This window comes from Nocardiopsis sp. CNZ308 (assembly GCF_004217075.1).
In genome coordinates, this window is the sequence record NZ_SHKJ01000001.1 from 3,645,726 (window position 1) to 3,658,742 (window position 13,017).

The following is a 13,017-nucleotide window of genomic DNA, read 5'->3' on the forward strand; positions in this document are numbered from 1 at the left end:
AGGGGGAGACACCGCGGCGGGCGGCGTGGAACCGGGGGGTTCACGCCGCCCGCCCTGTCGCGTTGGGGTGTACGCCCCTCACACGGATCGTGCGCGGACTACTTCAGCCAGCCGTCGCCCAGGCGCGGGAAGTCCGGCGCGGCCGTCGTGCGCAGCACACCGTTCACCGGCAGGGTGCTCTCGGCGAAGAACTCCACGCCGTGCGCACCGGCCGCCGACAGCTCGGCCACCGAGTCCCAGTTGACGTGCTCCATGGTGTCGTCGGCGGTGTGGTAGTACGGATCGAACTGCTCGCCCGCCGTACCGCCGTACCACTCGACCTGCTCCTCGGTCTTGACGCCGTCGGCACCGCTGAACAGGCCGCCCGACGGGATGCCCGCGGTCATGAAGGCCTGGTAGTCGCTGCGCCCGCTCAGCACGCCGGGCTCGCTGACCTGGTCCTGGGCGGCGAAGTAGTCCTCGAAGACCTTCGCGATCGCGCCGGAGCCCGACGGGGCGGCCACGGACCCGGGCAGCTCCATCCGGCCGTCCAGCACGAACCGGCCGTAGTTGTGCGAGCCGATCATGTCGAAGTTGAGGTAGAGGGCGATGTCCTCGACCTCCTGGGCGGTCAGGTCCTCCACGTACCGGGTGGAACCGACCAGGCCCTCCTCCTCGGTGCCCCAGAAGGCGAACCGCACCTTGTTGTTGGGCTCCTCCTGCTCGGCCAGCTGGATGGCGGTCTCCAGCAGGAAGGCCGCGCCGCTGCCGTTGTCGTTGATGCCGGGGCCGTCCTCGACGCCGTCCAGGTGGCCGCCCACGACCACCACGTTGTCGTCCCGGCCGCCCGGGGTCTCGGCCAGGACGCTGTAGGAGGTCTCGTTGCTGACCTCGGCGTCCACGCTCACCCGCAGCTCCAGGCCCTCGGCGGCCAGCAGCTCCGCGCCCAGCGTCCCGGACACGCCCAGGGCGGGGATGGCCGAGTGCTCGCCCACGGTGCCCAGGAAGACCTCGTCCTCGTTGTTGACCACCAGGGCGGCCGAGGCCCCCGCGGCGGCGGCGTTGTCCACCTTGTCCGAGAACGGGCAGGTGCCGCGCACGGTGATCGCGATCGCGCCCTCGGGGAAGCCGGCGAAGTCGTCGGGGGAGCAACCGCTCGCGGCGCTGTCGGCGTTGACGGCCACCGCCGGGGCGGTGACGTCACCCGATCCGGAGTAGCTCATGGTCGCGTAGTCGGTCTCGGCCTCGTAGGCGACCTGTTCCGGCGCGGTCTGGGCGAGGACGGCCGGGGAGTTCTCCCGCCACAGCTCGTACTCGTACTCGTGCCGGTAGGGCTCGTACCCGGCGCGCTCCAGCTGGTCCTCGACGTAGAGGGCGGCGACGTCGTAGCCGGGGGTGTTCGTGGCCCGGTTGCCGCCGTTGTACTCGGCGATGGTGTCGAGGTTCTCCAGGTGCTCGCGGATGGCCTCCGCGCCCACCCGCTCCGACAGCGGCGGGTCCTCGCTCGGCCTGCCCGCGTGCGCGGGCGGCCCCGCGTGCTCGGGGGCTCCGGAGTGGTCCGGGGGCCCGGCGTGCCCGGGCTCGGCGTGGGCGGGGGAGGACGCCAGGGCGGCGGCGGTCATCAGTACGGCCGCGGCGCCGGCCGTGGCGGCGCGGCGCCGGGAGGCGGGGACGGCCGCCCGGCGCGGCGGCTTCCCTTCGGAACTGGTGCGCAAGGATCTTCCTCCGGAGTGCGGGGGTCCACCGCTCCTGGGAGTCGGGGGATGGACACCTTGGGTAGGCGAAGTACCGGTGCAGCCTGACACCGCGGAGGTACTCCCGGCAAGGACCGATGACCACAATTGCCACAATCAGCCACAGACCTTACGCATGGGGTGGCAGTGTGGTTCCATGGACGGTCCCGCGTGAGCAGAACGTCTCGTCCGAAGGCCCCGCGCCCTTCCGGGGAGGCGGGGCTACTCCTCGTCCTGGTGCTTGCGCGGCTTGTACTCGACGCCCACCCCGCCCATCACGGCGATGCCCCGCACGTGCACGATCGGCGCGTCCGGGTCCACCACGCTGGGGGTGTTCTCGGAGACGCCGAAGCCGCCCATGAGCGGCAGGCCGTGCACCCGCACCTGCACGTCGTCGGGCACGGTGATGCCCACCCCGCCCATGACGGCGCAGACCCAGATGGTGGTCTCGCGCTGGGTGAACCGGGCCTCGCGCAGGTCCAGGTCGATCCCGCCCAGCACCGCGAAGGCGGTGAAGGCGCCCGGCACGACCCAGTTGCCCGACCGGGCGGCACCGCCCAGAACGACGACCGCGGCCCGGCTGGTGGGTTCCTGGTCGACGATCCGGCCGCCGCCGTAGAGCGGCCGGGGCGAACGGAAGTCGGTGGGGGCCACGGAGGCGCCGGGAGCGTTCGGCGCCGGGAGGTCCTCGGTGAGGGGGACCAGCTCGCCGACGGTCTTGGCCCGGTAGACCGCGTCGAGCCGCTCGCTGTGCTCGTCCGGGTCCAGGCGCCCCTCGGCGAGGGCTTCACGCAGGCGGTGCGCGACGGAGTCACGGTCGGCGTCGGAGGCGCGCATCCGACCGCGCTCGGGGGGAGTGATCTCGCTCATTGCTTCCACCATAGAACCATTCTTCCGGCGCCGCGCGGTGTGCCGCATCGGGGAAAATCCCCCAGAGATCCCCGAGACCCGGCTCCGCGGCCCGGGATCAGTCCTCGGGGAGCAGCCCGCGGCGGATCGCCTGGCTCACCGCCGACGTCCGGTCGCCCACGCCGAGCTTGTCGTAGATCCGCATCAGATGGGTCTTGACCGTGGTCGGACTGATGTGCAGGGCGCGCCCGATCGCCGCGTTGGTGCGCCCCTCGGAGGCCAGGCGCAGCACCTCCACCTCGCGGGGCGACAGCACCGCGGCGGGCTCTCCGCGCCGGCGCATGCCGGTGAACAGCCTGCCCGCCAGCCGTCCGGTCAGGACGGTCTCCCCGCGCGCCGCGGCGCGCACGGCCTCGGCCAGCTCCGCGCGCGGGGTGTCCTTGAGCAGGTACCCGGTGGCGCCCGCCTCCACCGCGCGCAGGATGTCGTCGTCGGTGTCGTAGGTGGTGAGCACCAGCACGTGCGCGCCGGGCCGCTCGGCGCTGATGCGCCCGGTGGCCTCCACGCCGTCTCCGCCGGGCATGCGCAGGTCCATCAGCACCACGTCCGGTTCCAGTTCGGCCGTCCGCACGACCGCCTCGGGGCCGGAGGCGGCCTCGCCCACGACGGTGAGGTCGGCCTCGGCGGCGAGCATCCCGCGGATGCCCTCGCGGACCACCGGGTGGTCGTCGACCAGCAGGACACGGATCACGGTGCGCCCTCCTCGCCGCCTCGCGGGGTCTGCGGGGGCAGGGGCAGCGACATGCGGACGCGGGTGCCGTGTCCGGGGGCGCTGCCGACCTCCACGGAGCCTCCGGCGTCCTCGGCCCGGCGCCGCATGTTCGCCAGCCCGTTCCCGGGCGCGGTCCGCCCGGGGTCGAAGCCGACGCCGTCGTCGGCGACGGTCAGTTCCACCGGACCGGGGCTCCCGTCGGGGGCCCGCGTGTACTCCAGGGCCACCCGCACGTACCCGGCCCGGGCGTGCCTGCGGACGTTGGCCAGGGCCTCCTGCGCGGTGCGCAGCAGGCAGATCTGCAGGTCGTTGGACAGGGCGGCCGGGGCGCCGAGCACCTCGGTGTCCGCGGGGACGCCGAGCTCGTCTCCCAGGCGGGAGGCGATCCTGTCCAGGGCGGACTCCAGGGTCTGGCTGTCCAGGCCCACCGGCTGGCGGGCGGCCACCATGGCCCGCGCCTCGGCGAGGTTCTCGGCGGCGGTCTCGCGCATCAGGGCGAGGTGGCGCCGGGCCAGCTCCGGGTCGGAGTCCATCTCCGACTCCACCGCCTGGGCCAGGGCGACGATGCTGGTGAAGCCCTGGGCCAGGGTGTCGTGCATCTCGCGGGCCAGGCGCTCCCGCTCGGCCATGGCCCCGGTCTCCTCCGACAGCCGCACGACCTCCAGGCGGCTCTCGCGCAGTTCCCTGATGAGGTTGGCCCGCTCGTAGCTCTGCTCGATGATCCGTCCCAGCCAGCCGCCGAACCACAGCGTGTAGCCCACCATCACGCCGTTGATCAGGAGGTTGACGGCGATGTCGTCCCACTCGCTCAGCCCGAGCAGGCCGCGCAGCGGCATCGGGACCAGCAGGATCGCGCCCACCGTCGAGACGGCGGCCGGGACCGGGGAGGTGATGAAGCACAGCGGGGCCACCGCCACGACCAGGAAGGTCAGGGTGGGGTTGACCGTCACCGCGGGCAGGCACAGCACGAGCAGGACGGCCATGAGGACCGCAGGGCGGATCCGCTCCTCGCGCATCACCAACCGCCTGGCGAACAGGTAGTACACGCCCGTCACCGCGGCCATGAGCCCCACGAGCGGCCACCGCCAGAAGGGGTCGCTGGTGACCAGCGCGATGGCCGCCATGGCGGCCATCACGGAGGTGAAGTACACGTCCCACCACACGCCCAGGTCCCAGGCGTGCCGTTCGACGCGCTCCTCCTCCCCGGCCGGGGCGCCTTCCCCGGGCGGGGCGCCGCCGGGCCCGGGGAACGGTGCGGGCGGGGCGTGGCCGCCCCCCGGAGCCCGTACGGCCACGGCGATCACCCGTCCTTCCTCGTCTTCCACCGGAACGTCAGCAGTACCAGCGCCAAGCCCACCACACACCACACGCCCAGCGCGAGGGCGACCCCGGACAGGTCCCACGAACCGCCGGGTTCGAGGGCGGCCATCTCGTCGGGGAAGAACGCCGCGCGCAGGCCCTGCGCCATCCACATCAGCGGGAAGAGCGCGGCGGCGTCGAGCACCCAGTCGGGCAGGGCGACGACGGGCACGAAGATTCCCGAGATGAACTGCAGGACCAGGAAGGGCACGACCACGATGCCGGAGGCGGAGCGGACGTTGCGGGCCAGGGAGCTGACCGCGATGCCCAGCAGCGAGCAGGAGACGGTGCCCAGCACGAACACCCACCCGAGCGTCGCCCAGGCGGCGGGCTCGTCGGGCACGCGCGCGCCGAAGGCCAGGACGGCCACGCCCAGCAGCAGGACCAGCTGGCCCAGGGCCAGGAACAGCACCACCACGGTCTTGCCGACGAAGTAGGCGGTCGGCGGCATCGGCGTGCCGCGCAGGCGGCGCAGACCGCCCCGCTCGCGCTCGTTGGCGATGCTCAGCCCCAGCTGCTGGAAGCTGACCGACATCAGGCCCATCGCCACCAGGCCCGGCAGGTAGTAGTCCACGGCGGGCATGCCCATGTCGAACATGCCGTCGAAGATCGACGAGAACATGACCAGGATCAGCGCGGGCAGGGAGAAGGTGAAGATCACGCTCTCCCACTCGTGCGTGAACTCGCGGATCTCCAGCCAGCCCCGGGACAGCCCGACGCGCAGCGCGCCGGGCAGGCGTCCGGAGGGGGCCGGTACGGCGGGGTCGGTGGGAGTGCGGTCGGTCGCGGTGCTCACGCGGACACCTTCCTCTGGGCGGGGCGGCCGTCCCTGTCGTCGCCCTCCCCGCGGCTCTGGCCCTCCTCACCGATCAGGCCCAGGTAGACGTCCTCCAGCGTGGGGCGGTGCACGCTCAGCTCCGGGACCTCGCCGCAGAACAGGGCGGACAGCTCGCCCACCACCCGGGCGGGCTCGTCGGTGCGGGTCTCGCGGCGCTGGCCGTCGACCGTCCAGCCGACGGTGGCCTGGGCCGAGGCACGCCCGCCCAGGGTGGCGGGGGAGCCCTGCGCGCGCACCCTGCCGCGCGCGACCACGCACACGCGGTCGGCGAGCGCCTCGGCCTCCTCCAGGTAGTGCGTGGTCAGGACGATGGTGGTGCCGCCCCGGGCCAGGTCGCCGATCAGCGTCCAGAAGTCGCGCCGGGCCCTGGGGTCGAAGCCGGTGGTGGGCTCGTCCAGGAACAGCAGCTCCGGCCTGCCGATGATGCCCAGGGCCACGTCCAGGCGGCGGCGCTGGCCGCCGGACAGGGAGGCGGCCCGCGCCCGGGACTTCTCGCCCAGACCGACCAGGTCGACCACCGCGTCGGGGTCGCGGGGGGCGGGGTAGTAGCCCGCGAAGTGGCGGACCACCTCGCGCACGGACAGCTGGGGGATCAGCGTCTCGCCCTGCCACACCACCCCGATACGCGAGCGCCACCGGCGACCGGCGGCGCCGGGGTCCTCGCCCAGCACGCGGACGGTGCCGTCGTCGCGGTGACGGAAGCCCTCCAGGATCTCGACCGTGGTGGACTTGCCCGCGCCGTTGGGGCCGAGGAGGGCGAAGACCTCGCCGCGCCGGACGCTCAGGTCGACTCCGGCGACGGCCTCGTCGTCGCCGTACTTCTTGCGGAGGCCGTGGACCTCGATCGCTGTCTCGCTCATGCCACCGACTCTCCCGCGGGCGGGGCCCCCGGGGTATCGGCCGCCGGGGCGCACCCGTGTCCTCCGGATGGAGGACGCCGCCCCGACCAAGGGAGGGGGCGGCCTCAGGGCAGGGGCCCGGAGCGGACGCGGACGGGCCCCGGGCGCGCGCTCGCGCCCGGGGCCCGTCGGGAGGCGGGAAGGGGCCGCTCAGAACAGGCGGAGCACGTCCGGCTCGATCCCGCGCAGCTCGTCGTAGTCCAGCACCACACAGGCGATGCCGCGGTCCTCGGCGAGCACACGGGCCTGCGGCTTGATCTCCTGGGCGGCGAACACGCCGCGCACCGGCGCGAGCTGCGGATCCCGGTTGAGCAGTTCCAGGTAGCGGGTGAGCTGTTCGACGCCGTCGATGTCGCCGCGGCGCTTGAGCTCCACCGCGACGGTGGCGTTGGCGCCGTCCCGGCACAGGATGTCCACCGGGCCGATCGCCGTGGGGTACTCGCGGCGGATGAGGGTGTAGCCGTCGCCGAGGGTGGTGATGTGCTCGGCGAGCAGTTCCTGGAGGTGGGCCTCCACGCCGTCCTTCTGGAGGCCGGGGTCCTTGCCCAGCTCGTGCGAGGAGTCGTGCATGACCTCCTCGACGGTCAGCACCAGCTTCTCACCGGACTTGCCGTGGGTGACCGTCCACACGTCGGGCCCGTCGGCGACGGTCTCCTCGCGCAGTTTGCAGGGCGGGTTCATCCAGTTCAGCGGTTTGAAAGCCCGGTCGTCGGCGTGGATGGACACACTCCCGTCGGCCTTGATGAGGATCAGGCGGGGAGCCATGGGCAGGTGGGCGGTGAGGCGGCCGACGTAGTCGACACTGCACCGAGCGATGACGAGACGCACGAAACGTCACGTTACCGCCTCCGCCGCACGCTCGGGGCGCAACCGCGTATCGTCCGCCCTCCCCGTTCGGCGCTGGCGACCGCGTCACGGGGATGTGCCCCCGAGGGAAGACAGGTGTGTCCCCCCGGTGCCATGACGGGGCGCGGCCGGGCCCCTAACGTCGCCAGGGGCGCGCGGATGCGCGCGCCCGCGACGACGAAGGGACCCCCATGTCGCTGACGGTCTCCCCCGACCTGCTGGAGAAGGCGAAGCACGGCCCGGTCGAGGACGCCGACTTCATCGCCTGCATCAAGGACTCCCTGCCCTACGCCTGGGAGGTGGTCAGCGGGCTGGCCGAGGGCGCCCGGACCGCCGAGTCCGGCTTCGAGGCGAACGAGGTGCCCCCGCCCGGCGAACAGGAGAGGGGACAGCTGCTGCGCCTGCTCGCCAGCGACGCCATGCGCGGCGCGGTGGAGCGGCACTTCGGCCTGCGCCTGGCCTTCCAGAACTGCCACCGCGTGGCCCTCTTCGCACCCGGGGCCGAGGAGGCCCGCGCCGAGTTCACCTCCCCGCGCGCCCAGCTGCTCAACCAGTCGCCCGAGCTCGTCGACTGCTAGAGGCGGCCCTGTCAGGGGTGGTCGCGCCCTCCGGGAGGGGCGGTGCCGCCGCGCCACGGCCGGGGTGCGGCGGCACCGCCACCGCCGCACCGGATGGCACCGAGTGCCCGACTCGGGCATCCCGTGCGCGGGACGGTTCGGCCGGGCCCGTAGTCTGGGCGTATGGTGCAGGAATTTGACAAGGTCGGTGTCGTCGGACTCGGCGCGATGGGCGCGGGTATCGCCGAGGTGTTCGCCCGCGCGGGGTTCAACGTCACCGGGGTCGAGATCGACCAGGCCGCCGTCGACCGCGGCCGCGCCCACGTGGACCGGTCCCTCTCGAAGGCGGTGGACAAAGGCAAGCTCACCGAGGACGAACGCACCGGGATCGACGCCCGGCTGACGTTCACCACCTCGCGCGAGGACCTCGCCGACGCGGACTTCGTCGTCGAGGCCGTCCCCGAACGGATGGACATCAAGAAGGACGTCTTCGCGGACCTGGACCGGATCTGCCCGCCCGGCACGATCCTGGCCACCAACACGTCCTCGCTGTCGGTCACCGAGATCGCCGCGCTCACCGGCCGTTCGGACAAGGTCGTGGGGCTGCACTTCTTCAACCCCGCCCCGGTCATGAAGCTGGTCGAGGTCATCACCACGGTCTCCACCAGCGCCGAGACCGTCGACGTGGTCTGCGAGGTCGCCAAGCGCATCGGCAAGACCCCCGTGGCGGTCGGCGACCGCGCCGGATTCGTGGCCAACGCCCTGCTCGTGCCCTACATCAACGACGCGATCCGCCTGTACGAGCGCAAGGTGGCCACCCGCGAGGAGATCGACGCCTCGGTGCAGAAGGCCGCGGGTCTGCCCATGGGCCCGCTGACCCTCGCCGACCTGGTCGGCCTCGACGTCTGCCTGGCCGTCATGGACGTCCTGTGGGAGGAGTACCGCGACCGGCGCTACGCCGCCTCGCCGCTGCTGCGCCGCATGGTGGCCGCGGGCCGCCTGGGCCGCAAGTCCGGCCAGGGCTTCTACGCGGGCACCGACGACGCCCCCGAGCCCCGCCCCACCGGCCGCTACGCGCAGATGATCCGGGAGGAGGAGACCCTGGACCTGGGCGAGGTCCTCCTCGCGCCGCAGATCGACGACGCCCTGCGCATGATCGGCGACGGCTACGCCTCCGCCAGGGACGTCGACACCGCCATGCGCTTCGGCTGCGGCTACCCCAAGGGCCCCACCGAACTGCTGGAGGAGCGCGGCTCCGAGGCCGTGGTCACCACCCTGGTCGCGATGGGCGAGTACGGCCTCACCGACATCCCGGTGCCCGCCCCGCTGCTGATGGACCAGCTGCCCGACGCGCCGGAGGGCGAGGGCCACGGCGGCTGCGCCTGCCACGCCTAGCGCCGACCGGAGGCGCCGCCGTCGCGGGGCGCGGGTCCCGGGCCCGCGGTGACGCCTCCGCGCCGGCCCCGCGCCCGGCACAGGAGCGCCACGGCGCACGGGAGCGCTCCGGCCACCGTGCCGGGCCGCTCGTCCTGCGGGGAGGCGAAGCCGGCCGCCGCCGATCCTGTGGCGGCGGCCACTGCCGGTCCTCTTCTAACCTGGACGGTGTGAGCCCGCGCCGTAACTCTCCCCGCCGCACATCCGCCCGGGGCCGCAAGGCCCCCGGCGGCGCCCCCGACGACGAGGACGCCCTCATGCTGCGCGTCACCGGCGGACAGCGCCGCGAGACCGGCCCCGACGGCGAGTGGGTGACGCGCCGCATCCCCGGCGCCGCCGCCACCAAGGTCTACCGCTGCCCCGGCTGCGCCCAGGAGATCCCGACCGGCATGGCGCACGTCGTGGCCTGGCGCCCCTACGGTGACGGCGACGACCGGCGCCACTGGCACTCCTCCTGCTGGGACCGGCGCTCCCACCGCGCGCCGCGCTCCCCCCGCCGCTGAACCCCGGCCACCTACCCCGGACACGAGGAGCCATGGAGATCCGAGCCACCACGGTGCTGCCCGCCGTGAGACGACCCGTCACCCTGCACACCGCCGACGGCCTGGAACTGGTCGGCGAGCTGGCCCTGCCCGAGGGCCGCGACCCCAAGGCCACCCTGGTGTGCCTGCACCCCCTGCCCACCGCTGAGGGCATGATGGACAGCCACGTCCTGCGCAAGGCGTCGTTCCGGCTGCCCGCGCTGGCCGACATCGCGGTGCTGCGGTTCAACACCCGCGGCACCGGCTCGCGGCACGGCACCAGCCAGGGCGAGTTCGGCGAGGGCGAGACCGAGAAGCACGACGTGCTCGCCGCCATCGAGTTCACCGAGTTCGAGGGCCTGCCCGAACCCTGGCTGCTGGGCTGGTCGTTCGGCACCGAGCTGGCCCTCAAGTGGGGCGCCGACCCGCAGATCAAGGGCGCGATCCTGCTGTCGCCGCCGCTGCACCGCGCAGACGAGGCCGACATGGAGGCGTGGGCGCGGACGGGCAAGCCGGTGGTCGCCCTGGTCCCCGAGCACGACGACTACCTGCGCCCCGACGAGGCCAGGAAGCGCTTCGAACCGCTCTCCCAGTGCGAGGTCGTCGGGGTGGAGGGCGCCAAGCACCTGTGGGTGGGCGAGCCCTACGTGCGCCGGGTGCTGGACGAGATCGTCAAGCGGGTCAACCCCGAGGCCTACCCCCTCCCCGTGGAGTGGGACGGCCCCTACGAGAAGGACGTCCAGACCCTCGGTTAGCCCCGCGCGGGCCTGAACCACTGCCGTCCCCGCCGTCGGTTCGGCGCCGCCGCGCCCGGGCCCGCCGCGGGAGGCGCCGTCCCGCCTCCGACACGACGAAGGACCCGCCCTCCCCGGCGTCAGCCGGGGGAGGCGGGTCCTCGCACGTGGGGGAGAGCGTCAGCCCCGAGCGGGCCGCGACCCTACTCCTGCCACCAGTCCTCGTCGTCGGCGCCCTTGCCGGAGTGCACCGGCTGCCGGGTCTCCTCGGCGGCCGGGGCGGGCTCCTGCGGGATCGCGGCCGGGGCCGGAGCGGGGGCGACCGGCGCGGCGGGAACCGGAGCCGGGGCGGCCGGGCCGCCACCGCCGAGCAGCTGGCGCAGCTGCTGGAGGTGCGACTGGATGCTGTCGCGCTGGCGGTTGAGCTCGTCGACCTCCTTCTTGGCGGCCGTCATGATCCGGTTGGCCTCGGACTTGGCGTCCCCGAGCTGGTGCTCGGCCTTGGACTTGGCCTCGGCCTCGATCTGGGCGGCGTTCTTCTTGGCGTTGCCGACCAGCTGCTTGGCGTGGTTCTCGGCGTCGCGGCGGGTCTGCTCGGCCTGCTGGCTCGCCTTGGTGGCGCGCTGCTCGGCGCTGGCGGCCCGCTCCTCGGCCTCGTTGACCATCTTCTGCGTGGCGGCCTGGGCGGCGGCGAGGCGCTCGGCGTCCTGGCGCTCGGCCTCGGCGCGGCGGTCGGCCAGCTGGAGCTCGAACTGGTCCTCGGCCTCGGTCCGCCGGGCCTCGGACTCGGCGTAGGCGCGCTCGGCGTTCTTGCGCAGCTCCTCGGCCTGGCTCTTGGCGGACTGGATGGTCTCGTCGCGCTCGCGCTTGGCCGCGGCGCGGGCCTGGGCGCACTCGCGCTCGGTGGTGGTGCGCAGCTTGGCGATCTCGCCCTCGAAGGTCGCCCGCTTCTCGGCGATCTCGTGGTCGACCGCGGAGCGCTTCTTCTGCACCTCGCGCTCGGTGGTGGAGGTGAGCTCGTCGGCCTCGCGGCGGGCGGTGGTGGAGATCTCCTCCGCCTCGGACTCGGCGGTCTGGCGGGTCTCGTCGGCCTCGCGCTGGGCGAGGGCGCGCACCTCGGTGGCCTCGGACTCGGCGGCCGCGCGCATGTCGGCGGCCTCGATCTTGGCGGCCGAGCGGATGTCGTTGGCGTCGATCTGCGCGCTCTGGACCAGCTCGTTGGCCTGCTCCTCGGCCAGGCGCAGCAGCTCCTCGATGCGCGAGCCCAGACCGGAGTAGGAGGGGCGCTCGCGCTCCTGGAGCTGGCGGTTCTTGGCGTTGAGCTCGGCCTTGAACTTCTCGACCTGCTTGGAGTACTGCTTGAGCTCGTTGCGCAGGCTGGCCGCGTAGTCATCCACCTGGGTGCGGTCATACCCACGCAGCACCACGTCGAATTCGTGCGGGGTGTTGTCCTCGTCGAAGATGTTGTTGAGCTGGGTGTCGATGTTGTTTGACGGCATGTGGCGGAATCCTGAACGGGTGCGAGACGGCTACTTGCAAGGGGCCGGGGACGGCGGGGAGGGCGGCAGTGCTGTCCCCGGGGACGGGTCCGGTCGCGAGCCGGGGGGATGGGACGGATGACGACGGGCTGGTGAGCCCCTGGCCGCCCCCGAGGTCGTCCGCGTGCGCCACGTCACCTGACACGGCGGTACGGCCGACCCGACTCGGCTACCGGACTGCAAGACATGGACCAACGCCGGAATAGCGCATCCGGCAGCTAGCCGACTTTATCAAGCGCGGAACACCTGGGAAGGGGGTTTCGGGTAACTTCCGGTGGGCTCCGAGGCTAACCACGCCACTGGCGTTCAACCTGTGACTTGTCCGGAACGCCCCCGTGACGCTATCCGGAAATTCCGGGACGGTTGTCGTCCCTTTCCTCATGCGCCCCATCCGCGCTCTGGACCAGCTCGGTGAGCACGCCGCCGCAGTCCTTGGGGTGCAGGAAGACGATCCTCGACCCCGCCGTCCCCCGCCGCGGCCGGGCGTCCAGCACGCGCACGCCGCTCTCGCCGACGCCCGCCGCGGTGGCGGCCACGTCCGCGGTACCGAAGGCGACGTGGTGGACGCCCTCGCCGTTGCGCTCCAGGAACTTGGCCACCGGCGAGTCCGCGCGGGTGGGTTCGAGCAGCTGGAGGTAGGTGGCGCCGCCGTCGTCGGTGCCGTTGACCCGGAGCATGGCCTCGCGCACGCCCTGCTCCTCGTTCACCTCCTCGTGCTCCACCTCGAACCCGTACGTGGACCGGTAGAAGGCCACCGAGGCGTCGAGGTCGCGGCAGGCGATGCCCACGTGGTCGAGCCGGGTCAGGCCGGAGAACGGGACGGCGGGTGCGGACGGGGCCGCGGGCGCGGAGGGGGAGGAAGGGGTGGAGGAGGAGGGCGGGGTGATGAACTCGCTGGCCGAGTGCGGTGCGTCACTCATGGGGTGAACCTCCCGGGGATCGCTGACGGCGGTGTGGG

Annotated in this window: 13 protein-coding genes; 4 read left to right on the forward strand and 9 right to left on the reverse strand. The window is 73.2% G+C overall.

What is annotated here, in order from left to right:
* Nucleotides 1–98: 98 nt before the first annotated feature.
* The 7 genes from EV372_RS15925 to nucS form a co-directional block, all read right to left on the reverse strand.
* Complete coding sequence (locus EV372_RS15925) at nt 99–1,694, reverse strand: M20/M25/M40 family metallo-hydrolase (RefSeq protein WP_130396612.1); 1,596 nt, start codon at nt 1,692–1,694, stop codon at nt 99–101.
* A 240-nt stretch (nt 1,695–1,934) separates the two neighbouring features.
* Nucleotides 1,935–2,594 (reverse strand): DUF1707 SHOCT-like domain-containing protein, encoded by a 660-nt coding sequence (locus EV372_RS15930; RefSeq protein ID WP_130396613.1) that lies wholly within the window; start codon nt 2,592–2,594, stop codon nt 1,935–1,937.
* A gap of 85 nt (nt 2,595–2,679) precedes the next feature.
* Entirely contained in the window at nt 2,680–3,312 is a 633-nt protein-coding gene (locus tag EV372_RS15935; RefSeq protein ID WP_130396614.1) for a response regulator, read from the reverse strand.
* Nucleotides 3,309–4,658: a sensor histidine kinase gene (locus EV372_RS15940; protein ID WP_130396615.1), complete on the reverse strand. Its 1,350-nt coding sequence runs from the start codon at nt 4,656–4,658 to the stop codon at nt 3,309–3,311. Before EV372_RS15940 ends, EV372_RS15935 begins: the two co-directional genes overlap by 4 nt.
* The gene (locus EV372_RS15945) at nt 4,634–5,488 is read right to left on the reverse strand and encodes an ABC transporter permease (RefSeq protein ID WP_130396616.1); all 855 of its coding nucleotides are present in this window, start codon (nt 5,486–5,488) and stop codon (nt 4,634–4,636) included. The genes EV372_RS15940 and EV372_RS15945 overlap by 25 nt, the downstream gene beginning before the upstream one ends.
* Nucleotides 5,485–6,390, reverse strand: a complete 906-nt coding sequence (locus EV372_RS15950) for an ABC transporter ATP-binding protein (RefSeq protein ID WP_130396617.1) — start codon at nt 6,388–6,390, stop codon at nt 5,485–5,487. The genes EV372_RS15945 and EV372_RS15950 overlap by 4 nt, the downstream gene beginning before the upstream one ends.
* 189 nt (nt 6,391–6,579) lie before the next feature.
* Nucleotides 6,580–7,257 (reverse strand): endonuclease NucS, encoded by a 678-nt coding sequence (gene nucS, locus EV372_RS15955; RefSeq protein ID WP_013151405.1) that lies wholly within the window; start codon nt 7,255–7,257, stop codon nt 6,580–6,582.
* Between the two features lie 209 nt (nt 7,258–7,466).
* On the opposite strand from nucS, the gene EV372_RS15960 reads away from it, so the two are divergent.
* The 4 genes from EV372_RS15960 to EV372_RS15975 all read left to right on the forward strand — a co-directional run bounded on the left by EV372_RS15960 (nt 7,467) and on the right by EV372_RS15975 (nt 10,542).
* On the forward strand, nt 7,467–7,853 hold the full coding sequence (locus EV372_RS15960; protein ID WP_019608779.1) for an SCO5389 family protein: 387 nt from the start codon (nt 7,467–7,469) through the stop codon (nt 7,851–7,853).
* Between the two features lie 162 nt (nt 7,854–8,015).
* Nucleotides 8,016–9,227, forward strand: coding sequence for a 3-hydroxybutyryl-CoA dehydrogenase (locus EV372_RS15965; RefSeq protein WP_130396618.1), 1,212 nt, complete (start codon nt 8,016–8,018; stop codon nt 9,225–9,227).
* A gap of 209 nt (nt 9,228–9,436) precedes the next feature.
* Nucleotides 9,437–9,769 (forward strand): hypothetical protein, encoded by a 333-nt coding sequence (locus EV372_RS15970; protein WP_013151408.1) that lies wholly within the window; start codon nt 9,437–9,439, stop codon nt 9,767–9,769.
* A gap of 32 nt (nt 9,770–9,801) precedes the next feature.
* Nucleotides 9,802–10,542: an alpha/beta hydrolase gene (locus tag EV372_RS15975; RefSeq protein ID WP_130396619.1), complete on the forward strand. Its 741-nt coding sequence runs from the start codon at nt 9,802–9,804 to the stop codon at nt 10,540–10,542.
* Between the two features lie 182 nt (nt 10,543–10,724).
* On the opposite strand, the gene EV372_RS15980 is transcribed toward EV372_RS15975, so the two are convergent.
* Nucleotides 10,725–12,020, reverse strand: coding sequence for a DivIVA domain-containing protein (locus EV372_RS15980; protein ID WP_013151410.1), 1,296 nt, complete (start codon nt 12,018–12,020; stop codon nt 10,725–10,727).
* Nucleotides 12,021–12,400: 380 nt separating this feature from the next.
* On the reverse strand, nt 12,401–12,979 hold the full coding sequence (gene mce, locus EV372_RS15985; RefSeq protein WP_232532453.1) for a methylmalonyl-CoA epimerase: 579 nt from the start codon (nt 12,977–12,979) through the stop codon (nt 12,401–12,403).
* Between the last annotated feature and the right edge of the window lie 38 nt (nt 12,980–13,017).